Annotated in this window: 19 protein-coding genes; 8 read left to right on the top strand and 11 right to left on the bottom strand. The window is 66.4% G+C overall.

The window, feature by feature from the left end; all coding sequences use genetic code 11:
- Nucleotides 1-7: 7 nt before the first annotated feature.
- From GC150_17785 to GC150_17770, 4 genes are all read left to right on the top strand, one after another.
- Nucleotides 8-1084: a branched-chain amino acid ABC transporter permease gene (locus GC150_17785; GenBank protein ID MBI1386758.1), complete on the top strand. Its 1077-nt coding sequence runs from the start codon at nucleotides 8-10 to the stop codon at nucleotides 1082-1084.
- An 86-nt stretch (nucleotides 1085-1170) separates the two neighbouring features.
- Nucleotides 1171-2490 carry an ABC transporter substrate-binding protein gene (locus GC150_17780; protein ID MBI1386757.1) on the top strand — a complete coding sequence of 440 codons (1320 nt, stop codon included), beginning with the start codon at nucleotides 1171-1173 and terminating at the stop codon, nucleotides 2488-2490.
- 134 nt (nucleotides 2491-2624) lie between these two features.
- Nucleotides 2625-3470 (top strand): ATP-binding cassette domain-containing protein, encoded by an 846-nt coding sequence (locus tag GC150_17775; GenBank protein ID MBI1386756.1) that lies wholly within the window; start codon nucleotides 2625-2627, stop codon nucleotides 3468-3470.
- Between the two features lie 33 nt (nucleotides 3471-3503).
- Entirely contained in the window at nucleotides 3504-4757 is a 1254-nt protein-coding gene (locus tag GC150_17770; GenBank protein ID MBI1386755.1) for an AMP-binding protein, read from the top strand.
- A 24-nt stretch (nucleotides 4758-4781) separates the two neighbouring features.
- On the opposite strand, the gene GC150_17765 is transcribed toward GC150_17770, so the two are convergent.
- The 7 genes from GC150_17765 to GC150_17735 form a co-directional block, all read right to left on the bottom strand.
- Nucleotides 4782-5189, bottom strand: a complete 408-nt coding sequence (locus tag GC150_17765) for a hypothetical protein (protein ID MBI1386754.1) — start codon at nucleotides 5187-5189, stop codon at nucleotides 4782-4784.
- A 243-nt stretch (nucleotides 5190-5432) separates the two neighbouring features.
- Nucleotides 5433-8996, bottom strand: a complete 3564-nt coding sequence (locus GC150_17760; protein MBI1386753.1) for an indolepyruvate ferredoxin oxidoreductase family protein — start codon at nucleotides 8994-8996, stop codon at nucleotides 5433-5435.
- Nucleotides 8997-9258: 262 nt separating this feature from the next.
- Nucleotides 9259-11922: a TRAP transporter large permease subunit gene (locus tag GC150_17755; GenBank protein ID MBI1386752.1), complete on the bottom strand. Its 2664-nt coding sequence runs from the start codon at nucleotides 11920-11922 to the stop codon at nucleotides 9259-9261.
- 17 nt (nucleotides 11923-11939) lie between these two features.
- On the bottom strand, nucleotides 11940-12878 hold the full coding sequence (locus GC150_17750; GenBank protein ID MBI1386751.1) for a TRAP transporter small permease subunit: 939 nt from the start codon (nucleotides 12876-12878) through the stop codon (nucleotides 11940-11942).
- Nucleotides 12879-13051: 173 nt separating this feature from the next.
- Nucleotides 13052-14152 (bottom strand): ABC transporter substrate-binding protein, encoded by a 1101-nt coding sequence (locus GC150_17745; GenBank protein ID MBI1386750.1) that lies wholly within the window; start codon nucleotides 14150-14152, stop codon nucleotides 13052-13054.
- 258 nt (nucleotides 14153-14410) lie between these two features.
- A complete protein-coding gene (locus tag GC150_17740) occupies nucleotides 14411-15493 on the bottom strand; it encodes a twin-arginine translocation signal domain-containing protein (protein MBI1386749.1) in 1083 nt (360 codons plus the stop codon).
- A 318-nt stretch (nucleotides 15494-15811) separates the two neighbouring features.
- Nucleotides 15812-16186 (bottom strand): hypothetical protein, encoded by a 375-nt coding sequence (locus GC150_17735; GenBank protein ID MBI1386748.1) that lies wholly within the window; start codon nucleotides 16184-16186, stop codon nucleotides 15812-15814.
- A 243-nt stretch (nucleotides 16187-16429) separates the two neighbouring features.
- Here GC150_17735 and GC150_17730 point away from each other — a divergent pair, with 243 nt between their 5' ends.
- Both GC150_17730 and GC150_17725 read left to right on the top strand, forming a co-directional pair.
- Nucleotides 16430-17680 (top strand): hydantoinase/carbamoylase family amidase, encoded by a 1251-nt coding sequence (locus GC150_17730; GenBank protein ID MBI1386747.1) that lies wholly within the window; start codon nucleotides 16430-16432, stop codon nucleotides 17678-17680.
- 17 nt (nucleotides 17681-17697) lie between these two features.
- Nucleotides 17698-18804 (top strand): aminotransferase class I/II-fold pyridoxal phosphate-dependent enzyme, encoded by a 1107-nt coding sequence (locus tag GC150_17725; GenBank protein MBI1386746.1) that lies wholly within the window; start codon nucleotides 17698-17700, stop codon nucleotides 18802-18804.
- A 38-nt stretch (nucleotides 18805-18842) separates the two neighbouring features.
- Here the strand turns inward: GC150_17725 and GC150_17720 are convergent, their stop codons facing one another.
- The 3 genes from GC150_17720 to GC150_17710 all read right to left on the bottom strand — a co-directional run bounded on the left by GC150_17720 (nucleotide 18843) and on the right by GC150_17710 (nucleotide 22791).
- Entirely contained in the window at nucleotides 18843-20924 is a 2082-nt protein-coding gene (locus tag GC150_17720) for a DUF4445 domain-containing protein (protein MBI1386745.1), read from the bottom strand.
- A gap of 37 nt (nucleotides 20925-20961) precedes the next feature.
- Entirely contained in the window at nucleotides 20962-21894 is a 933-nt protein-coding gene (locus tag GC150_17715; GenBank protein MBI1386744.1) for a methyltetrahydrofolate cobalamin methyltransferase, read from the bottom strand.
- A 102-nt stretch (nucleotides 21895-21996) separates the two neighbouring features.
- Nucleotides 21997-22791 carry a DUF1638 domain-containing protein gene (locus GC150_17710; GenBank protein MBI1386743.1) on the bottom strand — a complete coding sequence of 265 codons (795 nt, stop codon included), beginning with the start codon at nucleotides 22789-22791 and terminating at the stop codon, nucleotides 21997-21999.
- Between the two features lie 194 nt (nucleotides 22792-22985).
- Here GC150_17710 and GC150_17705 point away from each other — a divergent pair, with 194 nt between their 5' ends.
- Nucleotides 22986-23588, top strand: a complete 603-nt coding sequence (locus GC150_17705) for a hypothetical protein (GenBank protein ID MBI1386742.1) — start codon at nucleotides 22986-22988, stop codon at nucleotides 23586-23588.
- A gap of 142 nt (nucleotides 23589-23730) precedes the next feature.
- Here the strand turns inward: GC150_17705 and GC150_17700 are convergent, their stop codons facing one another.
- Nucleotides 23731-24429, bottom strand: coding sequence for a cobalamin-binding protein (locus GC150_17700; protein ID MBI1386741.1), 699 nt, complete (start codon nucleotides 24427-24429; stop codon nucleotides 23731-23733).
- A 400-nt stretch (nucleotides 24430-24829) separates the two neighbouring features.
- Here GC150_17700 and GC150_17695 point away from each other — a divergent pair, with 400 nt between their 5' ends.
- Complete coding sequence (locus GC150_17695; GenBank protein MBI1386740.1) at nucleotides 24830-26410, top strand: trimethylamine methyltransferase; 1581 nt, start codon at nucleotides 24830-24832, stop codon at nucleotides 26408-26410.
- Nucleotides 26411-26660 lie beyond the last annotated feature (250 nt).

The following is a 26660-nucleotide window of genomic DNA, read 5'->3' as shown; positions in this document are numbered from 1 at the left end:
GGGTCGGATGTTCTATCGCGAGGTCGGGCAGTTCAAGACCAGTTATGCCGCCGATCAGGCGCTGTTTACGATCCCTCAAGATCGCTGGATGGTGTATGCGATCCTCGCATTCGCCTTCCTCGTCGTGCCTTTCGCCATAAACGACTACTGGGCGAACGCGATTTTCCTGCCGTTCCTCATCTACGCGCTCGCCGCCCTCGGGCTCAACATCCTGACCGGCTATTGCGGCCAGCTCTCGCTCGGCACCGGCGCCTTCCTCGCGGTCGGCGCCTATTCTTCCTATAAGCTCATGACGAGCTTTCCGGGCCTCGATCCCATCCTCGTTTTCTTGGCTTCCGGCGCCATCACCGCTGCCGTCGGCGTGCTCTTCGGCCTGCCCAGTCTGCGCATCAAGGGCTTCTATCTCGCTGTCGCAACGCTCGCCGCGCAGTTCTTCCTCATCTGGCTCTTCAACAAGGTCGGCTGGTTCTACAATTACAGCCCGACCGGGCAGATCACGGTACCCCCGCGCGAGGTGTTCGGCTTCGCCCTGACCGGGCCTTCCGCCGATCCGCGCACCGAGTACCTGACGGTGCTCTCCATCGTCACCGTGCTCACCATCGTCGCGCTCAACATCGTTCGTGGCCACATCGGGCGCTCGTGGATGGCGATCCGCGACATGGACATCGCCGCCGAACTCATCGGCATCCGCCCGCTCGTCGCCAAGCTCACGGCCTTCGCGATCTCCTCGTTCTACATCGGCGTCGCAGGCGCGCTGATGTTCGCCGTCTGGCTCGGGGCAGCAGAGGCGGGAGAGGCCTTTGGCATCGACCGCTCCTTCCTCGTTCTATTCATGGTCATCATCGGAGGGCTCGGCTCGGTGCTCGGCTCGTTCCTCGGCGCGGCGTTCATGGTGCTCTTGCCCATCCTCTTGAAGAACACGATGGTCGATGCCTTCGGCTTTTCGGCCGTCTTTGCCAAGCACCTCGAGATCATGCTCATGGGCGTGCTCATCATATTCTTCCTGATCGTCGAGCCGCACGGCCTCGCACGCCTTTGGCAGATCACGAGGGAGAAGTTGCGTTTGTGGCCGTTCCCGCACTGACTTCGGCCACACTCGCCGACCAGGAGTTCGAGTTCGTGTTCCGATCCGCTCGCTCGTTCGCGCGGGTCACAACAAGGGAGGAAACGATGACACGAAGACTTGCCCGCCTCGGCGGTGCGTTCGCGGCGATCCTGCTCGCGGGCGGATTGGCACTACCGGCTTCGGCCGATCTCGTGGTGCCGTCCATGGATTACCGCACCGGTCCCTACGCCCCCAACGGCATTCCCTTTGCAAACGGCTGGACCGATTATTTCACTCTCCTCAACGAGCGCGACGGCGGCATCAACGGCCAGCGCGTCCAGGTCGTTCCGTGCGAGACGGCCTACAACACCACCCAGGGCGTCGAGTGCTACGAGAAGACCAAGACCGAAGGTTCGGGCGCGCTGCTCTATCAGCCGCTCTCGACCGGCATCACCTACCAGCTGATCCCCAAGGCCTCCGTCGACCGCATCCCGATCCATTCGATGGGCTACGGCCGCACTTCGGCCGCCAACGGCAAGGTTTTCGAGTGGGTCTTCAACTTCCCGGCGACCTACTGGAGCCAGGCCTCCGCGCTCGTCAAATACATCGGCGACAACCGTCTCGGCGGCATGGACAAGCTGAAGGGCCAGAAGATCTACCTCGTCTATCACAACTCCGCCTACGGTAAGGAGCCGATCCGCACGCTGGAGGCACTGGCCGCCAAGCACGGTTTCGAGTTCCGCGCCCTCGCGGTCGACCATCCGGGTCAGGAGCAGAAAGCGACCTGGCTGCAGATCCGTCGCGAGCAGCCGGACTGGGTGCTGATGTGGGGCTGGGGCGTCATGAACCAGGTCGCCATCAAGGAAGCCGCCTCCATCCGCTTCCCGATGGACAAGTTCATCGGCGTCTGGTGGTCGGGCTCCGAGAACGACGTCAAGCCGGCTGGCGACGACGCCAAGGGTTACCTCTCCGGCACCTTCCACGCCGCGGGCGCCGACTTCCCGGTGCATCGTGACATCATCAAGCACGTCTACGACGCCGGCAAGGCGGCCGATCCGGCCTTCAAGGACCGCGTCGGTGAGGTGCTCTACAATCGCGGCCTCGTTGCCGCCATGTGGGCCGCCGAGGCGATCCGCACGGCCATGGCCATGCACAACACCAAGGCTCCGACGGCCGCCCAGGTGCGTGACGGCTTCGAGGCGCTCGACGTGAACGAGGCGCGTCTCAAGGAACTCGGCCTCGAAGGCTTCACGATCCCCGTCAAGATCACCTGCGACAACCACGAGGGGCCCCGCCTCGTCGCGGTCCAGCAGTGGGACGGCACGAAGTGGAACCGCGTCAGCGATTACATTTCCCCTGACATGGACGTGATTCAGCCCCTCATCGACGAGGACGCCGAAGCGTTCGCCAAGGAGAACGGCATCACGCCCCGCACCTGCCAGTAGGCCACGCTCTCGCGGGACGCCGCCCCCGGTGGCGTCCCGCATCCATGAAGGGATTCGCCCCGATTCCCCGGCCGCCCGAACCCGCCCCGGGCCGAGCAGCGCGACCGCCCCGTGATCGCAAGGAACCGAGACCGATGGCCGAGAACAAATCCACCACGGGACAGACCGGCCCGGCCGGCGACGTGATCCTCTCGGTGAGCAACATCGAGGTCATCTACGACCACGTCATTCTCGTCCTCAAGGGCGTCTCACTCGAAGTGCCGCGCGGCGGCATCGTTGCGCTCCTCGGCGCCAACGGGGCCGGCAAGACCACCACGCTGAAGGCGATCTCCAATCTCCTTTCCGCCGAACGCGGCGAGGTCACCAAGGGCTCGATCGTCTTCGACGGCGCCCAGGTCCAGGATCTGACACCCAATGACCTCGTGCGGCGCGGCTGCATCCAGGTGATGGAGGGGCGCCATTGCTTCGGCCACCTCACCATCGAGGAAAATCTTCTCACCGGCGCCTACACGCGCCGCGACGGTGGACGGGCAATCCGGCGCGACCTCGAGATGGTCTACACCTATTTTCCGCGCCTCAAGGAGCGCCGCTCGAGCCAGGCGGGCTACACCTCCGGCGGCGAGCAGCAGATGTGCGCGATCGGCCGCGCCCTCCTTTCCAAGCCGAAGATGGTGCTGCTCGACGAGCCTTCGATGGGCCTTGCCCCGCAGCTCGTGGAGGAAATCTTCGAGATCACCCGCCGCCTCAATCAGGAGCAGGGCGTGAGCGTGCTCCTCGCCGAGCAGAACACCAATATCGCGTTGCGGTATGCGACCTACGGCTACATCCTCGAGAATGGCCGCGTCGTGATGGATGGCACGGCAGCCGACCTCTCGACGAACGAGGACGTCAAGGAGTTCTATCTCGGCGTCTCGGGGGGTGATCGCCGCTCCTTCAAGAACGTCAAGCACTACAAGCGGCGCAAGCGCTGGCTCGCCTAGCCCGCCACCCACAACATGGAAGGGCGCCAGAGCATGCCGCCAGCCGTCCATTACGATTCCCTAGAGACGAGATCGCCGCAGACGCGCGAGGCCTCACAGTTCTCCCTCCTTGGCGATCTGATCGCCAAGGCCGTGCGGCAGGCCCCCGGCTGGGCCCGGCACCTCGCAGGCGCGGAGCCGCGCGAGATCGCATCCCGTTCCGCCCTTGCCCGCCTTCCCGTACTGCGCAAGTCCGACCTCGCCGCCCATCAACAGGCAACCCCCCCGTTCGGCGGCTTTTCGACCGGTCGCGCCACCCGGATCTTTTCCTCTCCTGGTCCGATCTACGAGCCCGAAGGCGCCGGCACGGACTGGTGGCGCGCCGCCCGTGCCCTCCATGCCGCCGGTCTCGGCGCCGACGATATCGTCCTCAACACCTTCGCCTATCATTTGACTCCCGGCGGGTGGATCATGGACGGTGGCGCGCGCGCCCTCGGCTGTACCGTCATCGCCGCCGGTCCCGGCAACACCGAGCAGCAGCTCGCCGCGATCGCACACCTGCGCCCGACGGCCTATGTCGGCGTGCCGGACTTCCTCAATATACTCCTCGAAAAGGGGGCCGCCGCGAGCACCAACACCTCATCGCTGCGCAAGGCGATGGTCTCGGGTGGCGCCCTTTTCCCTTCCCTTCGCGAAGCCTATGCGGCACGCGGCATCACCTGCCTGCAATGTTACGCGACCGCTGAACTCGGCGTCGTCGCGTACGAGACGCGCCACGAGGGCGAACTCGTGCATGGCATGATCGTCAACGAAGGTGTGATTCTCGAGATCGTGCGCCCCGGCACCGGCGATCCGGTGGCGGACGGCGAGGTCGGCGAGGTGGTCGTGACCACATTCAATCCCGATTACCCGATGATCCGACTTGCGACCGGTGATCTCTCGGCGATCATCCCGGAGCCGAGCCCATGCGGGCGCACCAATGTTCGCATCAAAGGCTGGATGGGCCGCGCCGACCAGACGACGAAGATCAAGGGCATGTTCGTGCACCCCTCCCAGATCGCCGATATCGCGCGACGCCACGCCGGGCTCGGGCGCCTTCGCCTCGTCGTCACCCGGGCGAACGAGCAGGACACCATGACCCTCCGCGCCGAGGCGGCCACCGGCACGCCCGCCGACCTTGCCGCGCAATTGGCGGCGACGTTGCGCGATGTCACCAAGCTCGCCGGAAGGGTGGAGATCGCCTCTCCGGGCTCCCTGCCGAACGACGGCAAGGTAATCGCCGACGAACGGGATTATTCCGCGCCGTGATCGGATATGGCCAGCCCGTGCGCGCTATTCCGCCGCGAGTGGCACCCGCGGCCGCAGGCACCGCGAAACCGCCTCGGCGAAGTCCGCGCCTGCCAGATTGTCGCGGCTGATGACGGCCGCCGCCCCGGCCGCCATTCGCTGGCTGATGGAACCGAGATCGCCGTGCGCCGATACCACCAGGACCGGCGCCATGCCGAGCGCCGGCGCGAGCATCCTGAGGGAATTCGTGGCGTTGACGTTCGGCGGCAACATTTCACCGAGGATGATGAGGTCGGACGGTTGCGTCAGGAGAATATCGAACGATTCCCCCAGGGTACGTCGCCTGAGGAGCTTCGTCTCGTAGCCGAACGTCATGTTGACGAGCGCCGAAACCAAAGCCGCATCGCAGTCGTCGGCAAACAGCAGAACCACCGTTCCGACCTTGGGGGCCATCGCCCGCTCGAACGAAAGCGCACTGCGCCTCTTGAGGAGTTCCGACCCGACCCCCGACCCTGCCGCTCGTCGGCCCATCATCATCCCGCCCCGCATCGGTCTCGTATTTCAACCAATGCGAGTGTATCAGACCACAATTTGCGCGCAATAGTAGAAAACAGTGGCGTATTGCTGCTCGCCAGCGTGTTGCCGTCGCGCACGACCACGCAACCAGCCAACGGTCGAGGCTGCCAACCGGACTCGCTAAGCCGCGTGGGCACTACCGCGCTGTGACCGTCCCGCGCGTTCCGTTTTCGCCCCTGCGGGCTCTCCGCCAGCGGGCGCCCGGCTGCGCATCTGCTCGAGGAGCCGCCCCTGCATCCGCCGGACCTCCTCGACCGCGGCGTGCTTGACGTGCCCGAAACCACGGATGGCGAGCGCGCTCTCCGCCAGCGCCACGGCCTGATCGAGGTTTGCGGGATCGAGCTCCCGCTCGATCGTGGCAAGCAGCCCCTCGTATTCGCCGATGAGCGCGCGTTCCATCCGCCGTTCGCCCGTGTACCCGAATGGATCGAGCCAGCCGCCGCGAAGCCCCTTGAGCGGCGCGATGAGGTGAAACAACACGCCCATCCATGCGCCGAACGCCTGCTTCTCGGGCACTCCCGTCACCGGATTGCGGCGGGCGAGGAGCGGCGGCGCGAGATGGAATGAAATCCGATAATCGCCGTCGAACTGGGCCTCGAGTGCCCGCTTGAAGGAGCCGTTGGTATAGAGCCGCGCGACCTCGTACTCGTCCTTGACTGCCATCAGCTTGTGCAGTCCCTTGGCCGCCGCCGTGGCGAGCCGCCGCGAACCCGGAGAAACGCGCTCCTCGACCCGGGCGATCGCGGCGATCCGCTCCTCGAAGCGCCGCGCATAGGCGGCGTCCTGGTAGTCGGCGAGCCGGGCCGCGAGCCGGCGCACCACCTCTTCATGGGACGGGGTCGCCTGCTCGGCGTGTTCGTCGTCCGCGCCCTGTCGACCGGCTGCGCTCAGCGCCTCGACGCGCGCGGGCTCGTGCGCCAGCAGCCGGCCGACGGCGAAGGCATCTCTGTTGAGCTGCACCGCGGCCCCGTTGAGCCGGATCGCCTCGAGCAGCGCGCCCTCGGAAACGGGGATGAGCCCCTTCTGATAGGCATAGCCAAGCATCATCATGTTCGATGCGATGGAATCCCCGAAGAGAGCAACGGCATGGCGATGCGCATCGAACGCGAACGTCGCACCCTGCCCGATCTGATCGGCGATGGCGCGACGGATGCGCGCCACCGGCAACTCGAGATCGGCGTTTCGGGTGAAATCCCCCGTCGTCATCTCGTGTGTGTTGAGAACGAGTGCCGTCCGGTTGTGCGCCACGGTCTCGAGCACCTTTTCCGAAGCCGTCACGACGAGATCACAACCGAGTACCACGTCGGCTCCGCCGAGCCCGGCGCGGATCGCATGGATATCCTCCGCGCGCGGCGCGATCCTGACGTGGCAGGCAACGGCCCCTCCCTTCTGCGCGAGACCCGTCATGTCGATCGAGCCGAAGCCTTTTCCATCGAGGAACGCCGCCTGGCCGAGAACAGCCGAGATCGTCACCACGCCAGTGCCACCGACGCCCGTGATCACGATCGAGACGTTGCGGTCGTGCCCGATCGCGGATCGGGCCGGTTCCGGCAACGCGCGCATTGCCTCGATCAGTCCGTTCGCGAGCCCGCCGCCACCGCTCGCGCGCACCTTGCGCAGGCTCCCCCCGTGCACCGTCACGAAGCTCGGACAGAACCCCTCGAGGCACGAAAAATCCTTGTTGCAGGCCGACTGGTCGATCTGGCGCTTGCGGCCGAGTTCGGTCTCGAGCGGCACCACCGCGACGCAGTTCGATTTCTTTCCGCAGTCGCCACAGCCCTCGCAGACCTCGGAATTGATGAACACGCGCTTCGGCGGATCGGGATAGAGCCCGCGCTTGCGCCTGCGTCTCTTTTCCGCCGCGCAGGTCTGATCGTAGATGAGCACCGTGACGCCCATCTCCCTGGCGAGCCCCTCCTGCACCTCGTCGAGGTCCTTGCGGTGGTGCACGGCGATTCCCGCTGGCAGCGCTCCCGTGGCAGCCGTCCGGTCCGGGTCGTCCGATACGACGGCAACGCGCCGCACGCCTTCCCCCGCCACCTGGCGGGCGATGTCACCGACCGTTATTCCTCCGTCGAGCGCCTGGCCACCGGTCATCGCCACGGCATCGTTGTAGAGGATTTTATAAGTGATGTTCACGCCAGCGGCGACCGCGGCGCGGATAGCCAGCGAGCCCGAGTGCGTATAGGTGCCGTCGCCGAGGTTCTGATAGACGTGCGATCGCTTGGAGAAAGCGGCCTCGCCGATCCAGTTCGCGCCCTCCCCACCCATATGCGTGAAGCCCTCGGTGCTGCGGTCCATCCACTGCACCATATAATGGCAACCGATGCCCGCGTACGCCCTCGCTCCCTCGGGCACGCGTGTGGAGGAATTGTGCGGGCAGCCGGCGCAGAAATAGGGAATGCGGCTCGCCACTTCCCCGCCCTTGGGTGCGTTGCCGCGGGCCCGCTTGAGGCCGGCGAGTGCATCGCCGACGGCGCTGTCGCCGGTTCGCTCGACGATCCGCTCGCCGATGGCGATGGCGACCTCGAGCGGCTCCAGCGCACCCTTGGCGGGGAACAGCCAGTCGCGGCCGTTCTCCTTGCGCTTGCCGAGCACGGTCGGCCGGGAAGGACGGTTGTAGAGCTGCTCCTTCACCTGGGTCTCGATGAGCGAGCGTTTTTCCTCCACGACGATGACGAGATCGAGCCCCTCGGCGAAGGCCGCGAGACCTTCGGGCTCGAGCGGCCAGCTCATGGCGACCTTGTAGAGGCGGATGCCGAGTGCGGCGGCGCCCGCTTCATCGACGCCGAGGAGATCGAGCGCCTCGACGGTATCGAGGAAGCTTTTGCCCGTGGAGATGATCCCGATGCGCGGCGCGCTGCCACCGCCCATGACGACGCGGTCGAGACGGTTCGCCCGGGCATAGGCGAGCACCGCTCCACGCTTGTGATCGTGCAGCCGCGCCTCCTTGGCGAGCGCCGTGTCGCCGAGCCGAATGTTGAGGCCTCCCGGTGGCATCGCCAGATCATCGGGCAGGACGACCGCGACACGCTCCGCCCGCCCGTCGACCACGGTCGTCGATTCGATGTTGTCCTTGACGCATTTGATACCGACCCAGACGCCGGCATAGCGCGACAGGGCAAACCCGTGCACGCCATAGTCGAGCAGCTCCTGGACACCCGCGGGGTTGAGCACCGGCATCATGGCATCGACGAATGCGAATTCGCTCTGGTGCGCCGAGGTCGAGGACTCGCAGGTGTGGTCGTCGCCCATGAGCGCGATGACACCGCCGAGTGGCGACGTGCCCGCATGATTGGCATGGCGAAAGACATCGCCGGAGCGGTCGACGCCCGGCCCCTTGCCGTACCAGACGGCAAAGACACCGTCGTATTTACCCTCGCCGCGCAACTCGGCCTGCTGTGTGCCCCAGATCGCCGTGGCCGCCAGGTCCTCGTTGAGACCGGGATGGAAAACGACCTGACTGTCCGCGATCAGCTTGCCGGCCCGTTGGAATTGGGCCTCGAGCCCGGCGATCGGCGAGCCGCGATAGCCGCTGACGTAGCCGCCCGTGTTGTGGCCACGTGCCACGTCGCGCGCACGCTGCATCAGAACGAGCCTGACGATGGCTTGCGAGCCTGTCAGCAGCACGCGCTCTTCAGCGAGATCGAACTTGTCGCCGAGGCTGGACCCTGTCTTGGCCATGATACCACCCCTCGTGAGCTGGAGCCGATCAGCACGGGAATTGATAGGTCAACAATGCTGACATACTTTAGGCCATACGGCTAGTCCCCTCCGACAGATCGCCCGTACGCGATCGCGTGATCCACACGGATGGATGCCGACCCGAGCCAATGTCGACTAGAAAAGCCGCCATTGCCCACGTGCCCGCGCCTGCGCAAGCAAGAGCCCGGCCGGCCGCCACGCGGCGGCCGTCGGTTGGTTCGGTTCGCCGAAGCGTGTCGCGTCAGAAATTCAGCGTCAGATCGCGGTGATGCGAGCTGCATGCCGCCACATACGCGGCCTGCTCGTGCGGCAGCCGGGGCTGGCCCCTGAGCCCGATGGTGTCGCGGATCGCGGCATCGAAACTCTCGAGCCCGGGCAACACCTCGGCGACCGCGCGTCGCCGCCATTCGAGGCCCTGATCGAGAAGCTGAACCGCGCTGACGAGATTGGGGCGCGCCTTGGCGGGATCGGCGCCGGCGCCACGCATGGCGCTCCTGGCCTTGTTCACGGCGCTGCGGATGTCGCCGGCGCCGGCCACCTGGCCGACCGCGTCGCGCACGGCCGTCACCCGCGCTTCGAACTCTGCGGTCGAAAGGCTCTCCAGTTCACCCTGCAGCCCGCGCACGTCCGCTGCAACCGCCTCGAGCTGCGAGGTCGAGCGGACCGCGGCCAGCACTTCGACAAGCGGATCGTAGGCACCATCGACGATCCTGCGATAACCCTGACGCGCGGCGAATTCGGCCTTCTGCAAGGTCGTGAATTCGGCTCGCTGCGCTTGCCAGCGATCCGGAATGCGCGCCTTGAGAGCGGCGATCTCGCCCTCGATCTCCTCGATCTCCTGGCGCGCCAGCTCTCCGCGGGCCGCCGTGTAGGCGCGTCCATCACCCGACTGTGAGACGATGGTCCGCAGTCGCTTGAGCTTGGCTTCCGCCCGCCCGATGTCGCGCTCGATGGCGCGAACTTCGATGTGCAGCGGTCGATACCCGGCCGAGAATTCGGTGATCCGAAGGTTCGCTTCCTTGATCGCCTCCATTGCCGGGATGGCCTTTGCGGCCTCCGTCGTCGCAGTGGCGAACTTCTTGCGAAGGTCCTGCGGAAGTGCCGACACATCGAGCGCGCGTGCCTGCTCGATCGCCCGGACGATACCTGCACCGTCCCGCTCGAGGCGATCCGCGACATATTCCTCCATGCAGTACTGGAGCCGCGGGTTCTTCGGCGGCGGCGCGGTTTCCGAGAGCAGCGACGAGCGGTTCGGCAGGTAGTTCACGAGCCAGGGATTGTATCCGACGATGACGAGTGCGAGCAGTTGCAGGCCGATGAACGCGACGACGCCTTTGTAGATCGAGAGCGTTTTCACCGACGCCGGCGCGACGCCACGCAGATAAAAGAGCGCAAAGCCGAAGGGTGGCGTCAGGAACGAGGTCTGGATGTTGAGCCCGATCATGACCCCGAGCCAGACCGCCGTGATGTTCGCACCGGGATCGGCAAGCAGGATCGGTGCGACGATCGGCACGACGACCACCGCGATCTCGATGAAATCGAGGAAGAACCCGAGAACGAAAATCACCGCCATGACGGTGATGAACTGGCTCCAGAAGCCGCCCGGCAGCCCCTGCAGGAACTCGCGCACGATGTCCTCGCCGCCGAATGCCCGGAAGGCCGCCGTCAGCATCGCCGCGCCGATGAGGATGATGAAGACGAGCGAGGTGGTCTTTGCCGTTTCGACCATGACGCCGCGCAGCGTGTCCTCGATCTTCAAGGTGCGCCAACCGCTCCAGAAAATCGAGATGACCAGCAGCGAAACGGCAATCGCCGCGACGATCAGCGCCGTTACGTCCTCGGACGTTTCGATCCGCTTCACGTTGACCGCATGGAAGCTGAGGACGACCGCGATCGCAAGCAACGCGATGATGGCGAGGATCGCCGGTCGGTAGGCCCCACGCTCGCCCTCGCGCAAGCGGTATCCCGCCATGATCATCGCACCGACCGCGCCGATGGCACCGGCCTGATTGACCGTCGCGATGCCGCCGATGATCGAGCCGAGAACCAGGATGATGAGCGCGAGCGGTGGCACGAGAGTAGCGAAAACACGCACCGCGAAGGCCCGGTCGAAGGCACCTTCCCGATGGACGGCCGGCGCCACCGACGGCTTGGCGATCGCCAACCCGAGGATGAAAAGCATGTAGAGGCCGACCAGCAGAACGCCCGGCACGAGCGCACCGAGGAACATTTCGCCGGCGCTCGTCGAGGTGATCGCGAAGTCGGACGGCATCGAGATCTGGCCGGTATTGGCTTTGTAGAGCGCCGCTCGCGTGACGCCCGCTTGATCGACCGCGCTCGCCAGCTGGTCGGCGAGGATGATGAGCACGATCGAGGGCGGGATGATCTGCCCGAGCGTGCCGGAGGCCGCGATCGTGCCGGTGGCGAGCGGTACGGAGTACTTGTTGCGCAGCATCGCCGGCAGCGAGATGAGGCCCATTGCGACGACGGTCGCCCCGACGATCCCGGTCGTTGCAGCGAGCAGTGCGCCGACGAAGACGACCGATATGCCGAGCCCGCCCGGAATGGGCCCGAAAAGCTGCGCCATCGTCACGAGGAGATCCTCGGCGATCTTCGAGCGCTGAAGCATGATCCCCATGAACACGAAGAGGGGAATGGCGATCAGCGTATCGCGTTCAGGTTCCCAGTAGATGCCGCGGAAGTTCGTCACCCCGGCACTGAGCCACTGGCTGGGCCCCCCGTGGACGAAATAGGCGTCCGGGTTGCCGGCGAAGAAATAGCCGGCCCCCGCCGCGATGACGATCGTGACGATGGCCGCGCCGGGCAGCGCGAAGGCCACCGGATAGCCCGAGCCGAGCGCATACGCCATGATGCCGATCAGGAGCGCGAGAAAGAGCAGTTCCATGGCGTGGGCTTACCGGTTCACTGGACGTTGTGGGAATCGTGGTTGCGGCCGCCCGGCTCCTCGCGGACGTCGGCGACGGCATCGAACAGATAGCTGACGAACTGGATCAGCATCGTCACTGCGAAGACGCCGAGGAACCCGGCCATGAAATACTTGATGTAGAGACCGAAGCCCGCCTGCGTGACCTCGTAGGTCACCATCGGGCTGACGATCACCGACTGCTTGCTACCGGCCCCGAGCAGGAGGATCGTCCAGCAGAACGGCAGACCGAACAGGAGGGTCCCCGTCGCGTTGAACCAACCCTTCATTCGAGCGCTGAGCCCGGCATAGGCGACGTCGACCCGAACGTGCCCCTCCTCGATCAGCGTGTAGGCGCTCGCGAACAGGAACAGCGCCGCATACCAGAAGCGTACGAGATCGCTCATCAGTGCCTGTTCGTAGGAGAACACGAAGCGGGCGATGACGATGAGCAGTTCGGCCGCGACCACGAGCAGCGCCAGCCAGGTGAACCCGAGTGTGCGCGTGAAGAGGGCGATGACGAACGAGATACCGACTAGCGGCATGTGCACGTAGGGCCCGCGGAAATTCGATCGTCCCAGCGCTCCGGCGAGATCTTTACCGACGACGCCTTCGAGCAGCCCTTCGATCCGGAGGAACGAGATCACCCCGTCGACGACGCCGACCAGCAGAACCGCCCAGAAGCAGGCGCGAATGAGATAGGCGTTGAAGTCGGAGATGACCTTGCTGTCCGCCCTGAGGCCGACGTCACCGCGCATGACGACGGCGAGGATGCCGAGGCCGACGGCTGCCATGTAGACGGCTGCTTGAATGCCGGAGAGCAGGGCATCGGGCGCGCCGCCGTTCCCCGAAAGGCCGATCGCGGGGCCGGCCCCGGGCCAGCCGCGCCAATAGCTGAGATAGACATTGACGACGAATGCGAACGTGACGCCGAGCATGATCCAGCCGAACAGCCTGGTCAGCGTGGCCGGTCTATGGGCGGCATGGACGGAGTGCGCCTGATGCTCGGCGCCGGAGGTTGCCACGGCGGTCAAAACGCTTCGGTTCCCTGCGCGAACTGCGGACGGGGTGTGTGCCCCGTCCGCATTGTGGGTGAGACGACGTTCTGCCGTTACAGCTTGACGCCCGTCGTCCGGTTGCGCTGACGCAGGTAGCTGGCCTCGGCGGCGAGCATCCAGCGGCCGACGTCGGAGCGGAAGGCAGCGAACGCATCGTGGACCTTCTTGGCGAGCTCGCTGTGCGCGCGAGTCTCCTCGAAGACCTCCTCGGCCGCCTCGGCCATGGCGTCGTAAACTTCGTCGTTGAATTCGCGAAGCTGCACGCCGTGCTCGTTGATGAGCTTGGTGAGATACTCGCCGTTGCGGGCGTTCGTCTCGGCCATCTGCATGGCATTCTCTTCCATGCAGGCTGCGGTGATGAGATTCTGCTGGGTCTTCGTCAGACCACCCCAGAAGCCGTTGTTGATGGCCATGGTGAGCTGCGAGCCCGGCTCGTGCATGCCCGGGAAGTAGTAGTACTTCGCGGCCTCGTAGAACTTGAGGAAGTAGTCGTTGTAGGGACCGACCCACTCGGTCGCATCGACTGCGCCGGAGACGAGGTTTTCGTAGATCTGGCCGCCCGGAAGAGCCACGACCGACGCGCCGAGCTTGGCGAGAACGTCACCGCCGAGGCCCGGGATACGCATCTTGAGGCCCTTGAAGTCGTCGGCCGAGTTGATCTCCTTGTTGAACCAGCCGCCCATCTGCACGCCGGTGTTGCCGACCTGCAGAGGCGTGAGGCCGAACTGGTCCATCACTTCGGCATGCAGCTCCTTGCCGCCGCCGAACTTCATCCAGGCATCCATCTCGGCATACGTGAAGCCGAACGGAACGGCCGTGAAGTAGGCCATCGCCGGGTGCTTGCCCTTCCAGTAGTAGTCGGCGCCGATGTAGGCCTGCGAGTTCCCGGCAGCCACCTCGTCGAGCACGTCGAACGCGCCGACCTTCTCGCCCGCCGCGAAATACGTGACGTTGATGGTGCCCTCGCTCAGCTCGGCGATGCGGGCGGCGACGCGTTGCGCGCTGATGCCGAGGCCCGGAAAGTCGCGCGGCCACGTCGAAACGATGACCATGTCCTTGCGGCTCTGTGCGATCGCCGGGGCAGCGAGAGCGGTCGCCGCAGCACCGCCGACGGTGACGAGGCCGGCCTTCTTGATGAATGAACGACGGTCCATAGTAAGTATTTCCTCCCTACTCTCCTGCGGACTGTTAAGTCGCGGGCCGGACATTTGCATGGGGAACCTGGAGTGTCCAGCTTTTGTGCTCGTCTCCAGCCCCCCTCGGCGCCCCGTTTCCGGGCTGTTCCCGTCGCGGCCCGAGGCACCTACGACGGAAGTCGTATTCCAGCGCCTGCATACGCATCGCCGCACGTCAGCGGCGTTTCGCCGACGTCCGAAGTGCTGACGTCATGACCGCGGCGCGCCCTCTCGAAGTCATGCAACGGACGGGGCCGACCGGCCCCCCTCCTCCACGTCGGCGGGCCAGTGGATATCACCACCCTGCGTCAGCCGCCGGAAGCCCTTCAACGATTGCACGATCCGCTCTGCGAGCGGCTCGCTTCGGGCGATCTCGTCGAGAATTCGGAACGTGGCCGTCCGAAATCGCGCCTGATCCGCAACGACGGGGGCCCCGACGCGGCCTTCGGCGGCCATTGCCATTCGGTCGCGCGCAACCGTCGCATAGGTTCGGAACATCGCCTCGAGCCGCAGCCGTGTGATCGCGAGGCGGCCCTCGAAGCGGTGCCGCAGGTCCTCGTCCATCGCGCTCCAGATTTCGAGCGGCGCCTCGAGCGCGATGACGACATCGTCCGGCGCCGCGCCACCGACCATGGCATGACGCAGCCCTTCGCCCGGGCGGTGACCATCGGCATCGAGCACCAGCCCGCCACCCTCGACGACCGGAGCACCGTCGATCCGCGATGGCCCGAGAACCGCTTCGAGAACCTTCGCGGTGATCAGCGACACCCGCTCGCCGCGCCAGCCGCTCCCTTGACCCTGATCCGCGAGCCACTGCGACGACCAGATCGAACCTGGCTGACCCGTCGCGGCGACGATGAACGGAATACGGCCGCGCCGCTCCGCCGCCGCCCGCCAAAGCGAAAGTCCACCTCCGCATTCACACCAGGCCGCGAATTGGCCGCTCACCGCGCCGACGCCGTGGCCCGAAAAGAGCGCGAGCGCAGGATCGTCGCCGGCGAGCCGCCACTGCAGATCGGCCACCATCGTCGCCCGGCCGTCGGTGTTCGCGGCCACCTCGTCGGCTCCACGTCCGACGACGTCGATCGCAAGGCGCCCATCCGTCAGTTGGTGAAGATCACGCGCCATGGCGTGCAGTTCGTGCGTCACGGGCGAGGACGGCCGCCAGGGTGTGACGAGACGCACGTCATGGCGGCTCTCGAGCTTCGGCGGCGCCACCGGGCCGATGACCTCGCCGCGCGCGGCCGGCAATTCCACGCCACCGACAGCGGCCGCCGCCACGCCTGCGCCGGTCAGCTTCAAGATGTCACGCCGGTCCATTTCGCGCCTCCCGTGGCGTTCGCCTCGCGGTCCATTCCGCCGCCGTCGGATGACGTGTCACCCGCTCGCGTACGCGCCCGTCCGGCACGTCGCTGACACACACGCCGCCATCTAAGGATGAAAGCCCCCCACTCCGCAAGATCGGATCGTTGTCCGCACGCTCGGGCTCCGGCGGAACCGCCCGGCGCGGTACGCACCCGAGTTCACGGGGTCGCCGTTCGCGGTGCCAGTGCAGCACATCCAACGTTTTGTACCCGCTCGCAGCTCGGTTTCGAACCAAGCGTCGGATGAACAAAATATTTTAAAATCATGAACTTGCTAGCGTGCCGTCGCTACCGGAACCAGTTGCGCGAGCAGGTGCTGAAAGAGCGCCGGATCGACATAGCCCTCGATGCGGGCGCGTTCGATGCCGTCTTCGAGAAACACCACCGTCGGTGCCTTGACGATCGGCGCGCCGAGAGCGTGGCCAGCGGTCCCGAGCCGCTCGTGGTCGACGATACTGAGTGCCGCACTCGCGGTGCGCAGCGCCAGGAACGGCCGGATCACCTCACGTCTGGCCGCCTCGCAGGCCGCGCACTGTGGTTCCTCGAAGACCACGATCTCCCGCTCCAGCGGCGCCGAGAAATCGGCCCCATCGACGCTCGAGACGACACCCGTCAGCGCGGCGACCGCGATCATGCCCAAACGCAACATGAACTCATCCATCGAACCCCGGCCGGCGCCCTTCGCACGGCCCTCCCCTCCGCAATGCAGTCGCGAGAGCGCGACCAGCGGCAACGCTAGCAGGCGCTCGCCCGCGCGATGAAGCAAAAGTTAAGGAATCGTAAACGAACGTCCGTCAGGTTCGATCCTGATTGGCCGACCGCGGAAAATGCGCCATTCTGCCAGCCGAACGGGATATCGGGGCGGCTAGCCCGGCTTATTGGGGAGCGACACATGGCGAGCGCGGCCACGGATCTGGCGCACCGGCTGTTCGACGAGTTGCTGGCGGCGACCGCCGATCCGCCCGGGGTCACACGCCGCCCCTTCGATGCCAGCGAACAGGCGGCCCACGACATCATGCGCCGCGCAGGCGAGGCGCTCGGTGCCACCACCCGCGTCGATGCCATCGGTAATCTTTTCCTCGATTTTCCCGGAGCCGACCCGAAGCTCACCCCCTGGCTGTTCGGCTCGCATCTCGACAGCGTGCGCCATGGTGGCAATTTCGATGGCGCGGCTGGCGTGATTGCCGGGCTCGCGCTTGCCGCCGACCTCGCCGAGCGTGGTGAGCGTTCGCGGGCTCCCTTCAGCGTCGTCGCCTTCCGTGCCGAGGAGGCTTGGTTCGCGCTCTCTTATCCCGGCAGCGAGGCCGCCCTCGGCACGATGCCGCTCGAGTGGCTCGAGGCCCCGCGCTTCGACACCGGCCGCACCATGCGCGATCACCTCCGCGCCGCCGGCCTCGACCCCGACGGCGTTGCGCGCCGCGAGCGATCGATCGATCCCGCCCGCTGCCGCGGCTTCGTCGAGGTCCACATCGAGCAGGGCCCCGCGCTCGTCGCCAACGATCTGCCCGTCGGTCTCGTCGAAGGCATCGCCGGCGGCATCCGCTTCATGCAGGGTCGGGTGACCGGCACCTACGGCCATTCGGGCGCCACGGCGCGCGGCTATCGCCAGGATGCCGTGCTCGGCTTTTGCGACCTCGCGACCGGCCTCGAAACCGTCTGGGACGAAATCGAGGCCCGTGGGCAGACCGCCACCATCACCTTCGGCAAGGTGCAGTCCGATCCCGAGCAACATGGCGGTAGCAAGGTCCTCGGCCAGATCGATTTTGCCCTCGACATCCGCAGCCAATTCCCCTCCGCCCTCGAGTACGCGCACCGCCGTCTCGACGAACTGGCGGAAGCGATCGCGGAACGGCGCGGCGTGAGCATCGACTTCGGCGAGCCCTTCACATGGAACGGGGCGCCCATGGACCCCGCCCTGATCGACCGCCTCGAGTCTGCTGCCCGCGACGCCGGCGTCCCGGTCATGCGCATGCCGAGCGGCGCCGGCCACGATGCCGCAGTTCTCGCCCTCGCCGGCATTCCGACCGCCATGCTTTTCGTGCGCAACGAGAACGGCAGCCACAATCCGCACGAGGCAATGGAGATCGACGACCTGATGGCGTCCGTCGCCGTGTTGCGCGCCCTTGTCACCGCAGATGAATAATAGGATCGGTCATCGCCATGGCCCGACCGGCGCCGCGCCCCAATTTCCTCTCTCTCGCTCCCTATGCGCACGCCGACCTCACGGCGCCCCCCGGCGTTCGCCGCATTCAGCTCGCGCAGAACGAGTTGGCGCTTCCCGCCAGCCCCGCCGCGATAGAGGCCGCGACCCGCGCCCTGGCCGACGCCAATCTCTATGCCGAGAACGGTGAACTCCGCCTCATGGACGCGGTGGCCGCCTCTGAGCGCCTCGAGCCATCACAAATCTGGTGCACGGCAGGCTCCATGGAGGCGATCCGACTGGTCACGGCGGCCTACCTCGGGCCCGGCGACGAGGCGGTCACCAGCGCCTACGGCTATCTCTTCTTTGCCACAGCCGTGCAGATGGCCGGCGCCGCACTCGTGCGTGTTCCCGAGTGCGGTTTACGGCCGGACATCGATGCGATGCTCGCTGCCGTCACCCCGGCGACCCGCATCGTCTATCTGGTCAATCCCGGCAATCCGACCGCTGCCATGGTTCCAGCGAGCGAGGTGGAGCGCCTGAGGCGGGAGCTGCGCGACGACATTCTCCTCCTCATCGATGCGGCCTACGCCGATTTCGTCACCGCGCACGGCTATGAAAGCGGCGCGGCACTCGCCCGCGCCGGCACCGCGACCCTCGTCCTGCGCACGTTTTCCAAGGCGCACGGGCTCGCCGGCCTTCGGATCGGCTGGGCGGTAGGCCCTGCCGACGTTGTCGACGTGCTCTCGCGCACGAACGCCCAGTTCACCATGGCCGCCCCCTCGATCGCCGCCGCGATCGCGTCCCTCGCCGACCGCGGTCACCTCGCGGCCTGTCTCGAGGCGACGATCGCCGCGCGTTCATGGACGATCGACGCATTGACGCGGATCGGGTTTGCACCCCTGCCGAGCGAGACGAATTTCGTTCTCCTGCCTTTCGAGCGCGACGGAGAACCGGCACCGGACGATGCCGCCGGCGCCTACGCTCACTTGAAGAGGGAAGGAATAATCGTCCGCCCGATGCGCGCCTATGCGCTGGACCACTGTCTGCGTATCACGATCGGCACGCGTTCGGACATGGAGGCGGTCGTCGCCAGCCTCGCCGGGTGGCGGCGCGCCGCCAACTGATTTCGTCTTGCTCGGAGGGGAGGACTGGGAGTTCCCCCTCAGCCGCGCCGCCCGCCACGCCGGCGCCGCCGGCCGCCGTCCTCATCGTCGCCGCCCGCTGCAGGCGCCGCCTCCGGCAGCGGCACCGCCGCCCTCAGCCTCGGGAACGGATCCACCTTGTTCGGCAAGGCCATGGCATTGATGAAGTGCTGCTGGAATTTCGCCTCGAGCGCGGTCTCCACCTTTTCGATCCGCCGCACGACCTCCTCGATCTCGTGCCGGTAGCCCTTGTTGAGCAGCGCCATGCGCGCGCCGGTGCCGGCGGCATTGCCGACCGAATGCACCTTGTCGAGATTGCAGTCGGGAATGAGCCCGAGGATCATCGCATACTTGGGATCGATATAGGTGCCGAATGCGCCCGCCAGCTTGACCCGGTCCACCTCTTCGATGCCCATACGGTCCATCAGCAGTTTGACGCCCGCATAGAGCGCCGCCTTGGCGAGCTGGATCGCGCGTACGTCGTTCTGCGTGATGCGCAGTTCCTGATCGCCGCGCCAGAGCACATAGGAAAACGTGCGCCCATCCTCCACGATCCGGTCGCTCAGCTCCGCCTTGCTGCCGTCGATCACCCCGTCCGTCGAAATGATGCCGGCGAGATACATCTCCGCGATCACCTCGATGATGCCGGAGCCGCAGACCCCGGTGACTCCGACCTGCTCGCGCTTTTCGAGGAACTCCGCCTCGTCCGACCAGGCATCGATCCCGATCACCCTGACGCGCGGCGTCAGCGTTGCCGGATCGATGCGAACCCGCTCGATCGCGCCGGGCGCGGCCCGCTGGCCGCACGAGATTTCCGCTCCCTCGAATGCCGGACCGGTCGGAGACGAGGCCGCCACGATGCGGTGACGGTTGCCGAGCACGATTTCCGCGTTCGTTCCGATATCGACCAGGAGCGTCAATTCATCGCCATTGTAGGGCTGCTCGGTGAGTGTCGCGCCCGCGGCATCCGCCCCTACGTGGCCCGCGATGCAAGGCAGGAGGTAAACCCTGGCGCCCTCGTTGATGTCGAGCCCGATGTCGCTCGCCCGGCAGTTGAGCGCGGCGTTCGTTGCGAGCGCGAAAGGCGCCCCGCCGAGTTCGCGCGGATCGATGCCGAGAAAGAGATGGTGCATGATCGGATTGCCGACGAAAACCCCTTCGAGAATGTCGGCCGCCGAGATTCCGGCCTCCTCGGCCACTTTGCTGATCAGCCCCGCGACCGCCTCGCGCACGGCCCGAGTCAGCGCCTGATGCCCGTCCGGGTTCATCATGATGTAGCTGACCCGGCTCATCAGGTCCTCGCCGAACCGGATCTGCGGGTTCGAGATTCCCGAGGAGGCGAGCGTGCGCCCTGAAAGGAGGGAGGACAAGTGGCAGGCAATCGTGGTCGAGCCGATGTCGACGGCGACGCCATAGGCCTCGTTGTGGAAGCCCGGCCACATCGCGATCACCCGCGGCGCGCCCTCGGCGTCGTTGACCGCGACCGTGACTTTCCATTCTCCGAGCCGCAGCACCGTCTGCGCGCGCGCAAGAAGATGAAAATCGATACCCGGTTTCTCGAAGCCCCACTCCCTCGTCAGCGCCTCGAGCAGCCGCTCGACATCGCCGGAGGGATTCTCCATGTCCGGCTCGTCGACCTCGATGTAGCAGAGGTGCGTTGCCGGATCGCGCGGGATGTGGCGGTCCTCGGCCTTCTTGCGCACGATCTGCCGGTTGACCTGCACCTCGGCCGGAATATCGATGACGAGGTCGCCCTGGATCAGCGCCGAGCAGCTCAGCCGCCGGTCCTCCGCGAGCGTGCGCTTTTCCGCGTATCGCGTTTCGAGGGAGGAGAACGGCGAGAGATGGTCGCGCGCGCTCGTCACGTTGTGCTTGGCGAAATGCCCCTCGGCCACCGAAACCTGGCAGCGCCCGCACATGCCGCGTCCGCCACAGACGGATTCGATGTAGACCCCGAGCGAGCGGGCCGCCTCGATCACCGGCGTACCATGCGCGAACCGGCCGCGCCGCCCGCTCGGCATGAACAGCACCAGGGCATCCTTCACGTCGGCACTCGCCTCGGCGACCGCACCCGCTCCGCCTTCGACCGGTCCGTCCGTCATGTCGCTCGATCCCTTTCGTGGCGGCCTTCGCTCGTCGTCAGGCGGCCTCGCCGTCGCGCCGCCGGCGCCCGCCTCGCCGCCGCCCTTCCTCAGCCGGCGCCGCCCCCTCGCCGGCCGGTTCGCGATAGATCCGGATCCACTGGGCGCAATTCTCGTCCGTGGACATCAGAACGTTGGCGGCGCGCACCATTTCCATCTCCTGCGGCCGGCAGGGGTTCATAATCGCCGAGGTCATGCCGCTGGCGATCGCCATCGGCAGGAAGGCGGCGTTGATGCCGTGCCGGTGCGGCAGCCCGAACGAGACGTTGGAAGCGCCGCACGTCGTGTTCACCTTGAGCTCCTCGCGCAGCCGGCGCACGAGGGCGAAAACCTGGAGACCGGCCGTTCCCATGGCACCGATCGGCATGACCAGCGGATCGACGACGATGTCGTGCGCCGGAATGCCATAGTCCGCGGCGCGCTGCACGATCTTGCGCGCGACCTCGAAGCGCACGTCCGGATCGATCGAGATGCCCGTCTCGTCGTTGGAGATCGCGACCACCGGCACGTTGTACTTCTTGACCAGCGGCAGGACCATCTCGAGGCGGTCCTCCTCGCCGGTCACCGAGTTGACCAGCGGCCGACCCTTGCAAACCTCGAGGCCCGCCGCGAGCGCGGCCGGCACCGATGAATCGATCGAAAGCGGAACATCGACGAGGCTCTGCACGAGTTCCACCGTCTTGCGCAGGAGCGGCGGCTCCGTCTCGTTCGGGTTGACCGCCGTGACCCCGGCATTCACGTCGAGCATGGTGGCACCGGCCGCGACCTGTGCAAGCGCGTCCGCCTCCACCGTCGAGAAGTCGCCGGCCTGCATTTCGGCCGCGAGCTTCTTGCGCCCCGTCGGGTTGATGCGCTCACCGATGACGCAGAACGGCTGATCGAAACCGATGTGGATTTCCTTGCGCGCGGAGGCGACGAGCGTGCGGGTCATGGTCGAGCCTTCTGGTGGATCGGGCGCGGCGTGGCGCGAAGCGAGAGCCTTGCGAGCGTCCTGCCAGCCCATTTCGAGGGCGGCGACGATCGCCTGACCACCTCAATCGCCCGACCGCTGGTTCGGTGGTTGCTCGCTGACGACGTCTGGTGTCTGGAAACCGACGCGCCCGGTCCTGGGTAACCGTGCTGGCGGCGTCTGGCCCTTTCCGGCGAGCCCGCCGAGCGAGCCGACCAGGTCACCGTACCCGGTCCGTCGGATTTCGAGCGGCAGTGCGAGGCGCTCGGCCGCCTCCTCGGCACGGCGATCGAGGTCCGGGTCGTCGGTTTGCGCCAGATAGACGAGCTTGCGGTAGTTGTGGAAGTACATGTCGCGCAATTCCGGATGCTTGGCGAGCCCGAGGCCCCGCCAGATCATGGCGTCGAACTGGCGCACCAGGAAATCCGTGAGATAGAAGGTCTCGATCTCCCCGGCGAAGGTCTCTTCGAACTGCCGCGTGCCGGAAAAGAAGGCATAGCAGTGGTCACCCGGGAGCCGCTCGATGCCGCCTTCCTCGGCCAGGACCTTGTCGAGGAGGCCGCCGGTTCCGCAGTCCCCGTAGCCGACCAGGATGGCGCTGTAGCGGCCGCTGGCCTTGGCCTCGCGGATTTTCTCGCGCACGCCCTCGGGGATTTTCTCGGGCCGGTTGTGCCAGATCGCCGGTAGACAAGCGATTTCCATGTGTCGCCAGTCGTTTGCCTCGACCACGGCGATGATCTCCTTGGCGATCGCGCCGCACGCGATCACCAGCACGCGCCCCTCCGCGAGCACGCCGTCACGTCGATAGCGGAACCCCTCCGGGATCACCGGGGAGTGAACACCCTCCGCCTCACCCGTTACGCTCTCGCCTTCGTTCATCGACATTTCCCTCTCCGCAAAGCGCTCCGGAGCGCCGCCGCAAGCCGGGCCGTTGTCGCAATCGCCGCCCGGCGCGTCAATCGCCGCTGATCGCACATGTTGTAGCCACAATACCGCCCTCTCGCGTGACCAAAGTCCGACTGCGGGATCGCGGTGACATCTTCAAATCGCACGGCTGCGACTTGGGGAGATAGATGCAGGTCTTCAGCCGAAGGAATGGCTCGAGCGATCGGGGCAATGAAACGTACACGGCGGAAAGGGAGCGCGAGCGTGATCGTGAGCGCGACCACGATCGGGAGGGCGATGGGCGTGCCGCCATCGCCTCGCTCTCGCGGGCCCAGAGCTTTCTTCGCCCACGATCCGGCCTGCCCGCTGGCGAACCGGCAAGCGAGGCGGTCATCACGTCCGACATCACCATCGAGGGCAACGTACGCACCGAGCGCGGCCTGCGGCTCGAGGGCACGGTCGCCGGAGACGTCCAGGGCGGCTCGGTGACCATCTCCGAGGACGGCAATGTGCTCGGCAGCATCGAGGGCGACACGGTCGAAATCTACGGTCGCGTCTCCGGTACCGTGCGCGGCCGCAGCGTGATGCTCCACCGCACGGCCCGCGTCGAAGGCGATATCATCCACCAGGGTATCGGCATGGAGATGGGCACCCACTACGAGGGCACCCTTCGCTGGGACCGCGAGCGCGGCGGCGATCCGACGGGCCTGCTCCAGGACACCCGCCCAGGCGAGCGGACGGTGACGAGCTACGTCTCGATGGCCACCGAGGAGAGTGCGCCGCGACGCTGACGGGCGAGGTCGCGGTGACCTGCCAGACTTGTCCGCCACCAACCTCGCCCAGAACGACAACGCCCACCGGTTGTTCCGGTGGGCGCCTTGCATTCTGGCGGCTGATGGAGGCGGCCCCGCACCGGCCGGCTTCGGTCCTGGATCACGATCCGGACATCCGGTTGTGCTTGCGCGCCATGTAGGCCTTGGCCGTCTCGACCGCGACCGCCGCGTCGCGGCAATAGGCATCCGCGCCGATCGCCTTTCCGAATTCCTCGTTGAGCGGCGCGCCGCCGACGAGCACCGTGAAATCGTCGCGCATGCCCTTTTCGCGCAGCGTGTCGATGACGACCTTCATGTAGGGCATCGTCGTGGTCAGCAGCGCCGACATGCCGATGATGTCCGGCTTGTGCTTCTCGATGGCCTCGAGATATTTCTCGACCGGGTTGTTGATCCCGATGTCGTACACGTCGAACCCGGCGCCCTCCAGCATCATGCCGACGAGGTTCTTGCCGATGTCGTGGATGTCGCCCTTCACCGTGCCGATCACCATGCTGCCGACCTTGGGCGCACCGGTTTCCGCCAGCAGCGGCCGCAGGATCGTCATGCCCGCCTTCATGGCGTTGGCCGAGAGCAGCACCTCCGGCACGAACAGGATGCCATCGCGGAAGTCCTCCCCGACGATCCGCATGCCTTCCACCAGAGCCACGGTGAGCACCTTGTAAGGTGTCCAACCGCGATCCAGCAGGATGCGCGTCCCCTCTTCGATCTCCTCCTTGAGACCGTCGTAGAGGTCGTCGTGCATTTGCAGCACGAGTTCGTCGTCGGACAGCTCCGCGAGCACGATATCGTCGTCGGACATGTGTTGGACCTCCAGGGTCGCGAATTGATGGGCCGGTGGCGAGTAATGTAGCGAATGCCTTGGCGAGGCGATACTGGAAGCGACGCCTTGTTGTGCCGGTTGCGACGGGCGGGATCGGGCCCACGACACACCGGCAGGGAAAAATGCGTTTTCGAACAATCGCCTGGTGCGGTGAACAGCGGCTGGAGGAGCCAGCGCACTCCGTTCGATCCGAGTGGGGCATGTCGCTTCCAGCCGCTTGGCTGGCGACGCAGGACATCTGTGGACCGGAATACTCGGGTTAGCTCGGCTCGACAGTCGGATCGCATGGCACTTCGGCAAGACGGACCCCCGCCCTCGATTGGCGCCGCGACCCCGACCACAGCATTGGCAGCGACCGCAGCACTTGGAGTGTGCAGAGATGACCGATCAGCCGGAATCCGAAACCTCGGGCGCAGGAGAGCGCCGTCGCCGCGCACGCCCGGGTGGCTCCGGCGCCCAGGCACGACGCGCACAGCGGCGTGGCGGCGGCTCTGGCGAGCAGTTCGGCTACATCCGCCGCGCCATGGCCCCATTCGAAGTGCTGTCCGAGGAGGGGCTGACCCTCATCGAGGCGAATGCCGAAACGATCCTCGAGGAGATCGGCATCGAGTTCCGTGACGATCCCGAAGCCCTCGACCTCTGGAAGGAGGCTGGTGCTGACGTGCGCGGCGCCCGCGTGCACATGCCGCGCGGCCTCGCCCGCTCGCTCATCGCCCATGCCCCGCGCCAGTTCATCCAGCACGCCCGTAACCCGGAGCGCTCCGTGCAGATCGGCGGCAATGCCACCGTCTTCGCGCCGGTCTATGGCCCGCCCTTCGTGCGCGATCTCGAGGGTGAGCGCCGCTATGCGCGCCTCGAGGATTTTCAGAATTTCGTCAAGCTCGCCTACATGGCGCCTGCGATGCACCATTCGGGCGGCACGGTTTGCGAGCCGGTCGACATCCCGGTGAACAAGCGCCATCTCGACATGGTGGCCGCGCACATAAAGCGGTCCGACAAACCCTTCATGGGCTCGGTGACGCACCCCTCGCGTGCCGCCGACACCGTCGAGATGGCCAGGCTCGTGTTCGGCGCCGACTTCCTCGATGCCAACTGCTGCATCATCAATCTCATCAACGCCAACTCGCCGATGGTCTACGACGAAACGATGGTCGGCGCCCTCAAGGTCTACGCCCGCGCCGGCCAGGCGACCGTCATTTCCCCCTTCATCCTCGCTGGCGCCATGTCGCCCGTCACCGTGGCCGGCACCCTGACGCAGATCCTCGCCGAGGCAATGGCCGGCATGGCCTTCGCCCAGCTCTGCCGCAAGGGCGCGCCAGTCGTCTTCGGCACCTTCGCAAGCTCCATCTCCATGCAGTCCGGCGCCCCGACCTTCGGCACGCCCGAGCCCTCGCTGGTTCTCTTCGGAGCCGCGCAGCTCGCCCGACGGCTGAACGTCCCCTTCCGTTCGGGTGGCTCGCTCTGCGGCTCCAAGGTGCCGGATGCTCAGGCCGCCTTCGAGAGCGCGCACACACTCATGCCGACGCTCCTCGCGGGCGTCAATTTCGTCCTGCACGCCGCCGGCTGGCTCGAGGGCGGGCTCGTCTCGAGCTACGACAAGTTCATCCTGGACGTCGACCAGCTGGCCATGATGCAGCGCTTCGCGGCGGGCGTCGATCTCAGCGAGAACGGGCAGGCGATGTCCGCGATCCGCGAGGTCGGTCCGGGAGCGCACTATCTCGGCTGCGCCCATACCCAGGCGAATTTCGAGACCGCGTTCTATCGTTCCATTGTCGCGGACAACAATTCGTTCGAGCAGTGGGAGGCGGAAGGCCGCAAGCGCGTCGAGGAGCGAGCCAACACCATCGCGCGCGAGTGGCTGGCGAGCTACGAGGCCCCCGCGATCGACCCCGGCATTGCCGAGGCGATCGATGCGTTCGTTGCCACTCGCAAGCAATCGATGCCCGACGCCTTCCATTGAAGCGGCCCGCGAGTGGCGCGGGTCGTGGCGGACGAGATGCGTGAACGGGTGATCCGCAAGGCGTTTCGTCTCTACGAATGACGGCAACGACGGAGGGGTGGTTCGCGGCGGCGGCCTCATGGGGACCGTGCGCTCGAAGGCCGGCCAAGTTCGGTCGCGCGGGCCGCTGCGGCACGGATTGGAGTGGGCTCCGGTGGTGATCGATCTCGCCCGCATCGGGGAGGAATTCGCGGAGACGGGCCTTGCCGTG

The organism is Hyphomicrobiales bacterium, from assembly GCA_016125495.1.
Lineage (GTDB): Bacteria > Pseudomonadota > Alphaproteobacteria > Rhizobiales > RI-29 > RI-29.
The sequence above is the reverse complement of the archived record's forward strand: the minus strand, read 5'-3'. Positions and strand labels throughout refer to the sequence as shown.

Bases quoted from the DNA above. Each gene is read 5' to 3' on its own strand.
- GC150_17785 (MBI1386758.1), top strand. From the start codon at position 8: ATGTTCTATCGCGAGGTCGGGCAGTTCAAGACCAGTTATGCCGCCGAT.
- GC150_17780 (MBI1386757.1), top strand. From the start codon at position 1,171: ATGACACGAAGACTTGCCCGCCTCGGCGGTGCGTTCGCGGCGATCCTG.
- GC150_17775 (MBI1386756.1), top strand. From the start codon at position 2,625: ATGGCCGAGAACAAATCCACCACGGGACAGACCGGCCCGGCCGGCGAC.
- GC150_17770 (MBI1386755.1), top strand. From the start codon at position 3,504: ATGCCGCCAGCCGTCCATTACGATTCCCTAGAGACGAGATCGCCGCAG.
- GC150_17765 (MBI1386754.1), bottom strand. From the start codon at position 5,189: ATGGCCCCCAAGGTCGGAACGGTGGTTCTGCTGTTTGCCGACGACTGC.
- GC150_17760 (MBI1386753.1), bottom strand. From the start codon at position 8,996: ATGGCCAAGACAGGGTCCAGCCTCGGCGACAAGTTCGATCTCGCTGAA.
- GC150_17755 (MBI1386752.1), bottom strand. From the start codon at position 11,922: ATGGAACTGCTCTTTCTCGCGCTCCTGATCGGCATCATGGCGTATGCG.
- GC150_17750 (MBI1386751.1), bottom strand. From the start codon at position 12,878: ATGCTCGGCGTCACGTTCGCATTCGTCGTCAATGTCTATCTCAGCTAT.
- GC150_17745 (MBI1386750.1), bottom strand. From the start codon at position 14,152: ATGGACCGTCGTTCATTCATCAAGAAGGCCGGCCTCGTCACCGTCGGC.
- GC150_17740 (MBI1386749.1), bottom strand. From the start codon at position 15,493: ATGGACCGGCGTGACATCTTGAAGCTGACCGGCGCAGGCGTGGCGGCG.
- GC150_17735 (MBI1386748.1), bottom strand. From the start codon at position 16,186: ATGTTGCGTTTGGGCATGATCGCGGTCGCCGCGCTGACGGGTGTCGTC.
- GC150_17730 (MBI1386747.1), top strand. From the start codon at position 16,430: ATGGCGAGCGCGGCCACGGATCTGGCGCACCGGCTGTTCGACGAGTTG.
- GC150_17725 (MBI1386746.1), top strand. From the start codon at position 17,698: ATGGCCCGACCGGCGCCGCGCCCCAATTTCCTCTCTCTCGCTCCCTAT.
- GC150_17720 (MBI1386745.1), bottom strand. From the start codon at position 20,924: ATGACGGACGGACCGGTCGAAGGCGGAGCGGGTGCGGTCGCCGAGGCG.
- GC150_17715 (MBI1386744.1), bottom strand. From the start codon at position 21,894: ATGACCCGCACGCTCGTCGCCTCCGCGCGCAAGGAAATCCACATCGGT.
- GC150_17710 (MBI1386743.1), bottom strand. From the start codon at position 22,791: ATGAACGAAGGCGAGAGCGTAACGGGTGAGGCGGAGGGTGTTCACTCC.
- GC150_17705 (MBI1386742.1), top strand. From the start codon at position 22,986: ATGCAGGTCTTCAGCCGAAGGAATGGCTCGAGCGATCGGGGCAATGAA.
- GC150_17700 (MBI1386741.1), bottom strand. From the start codon at position 24,429: ATGTCCGACGACGATATCGTGCTCGCGGAGCTGTCCGACGACGAACTC.
- GC150_17695 (MBI1386740.1), top strand. From the start codon at position 24,830: ATGACCGATCAGCCGGAATCCGAAACCTCGGGCGCAGGAGAGCGCCGT.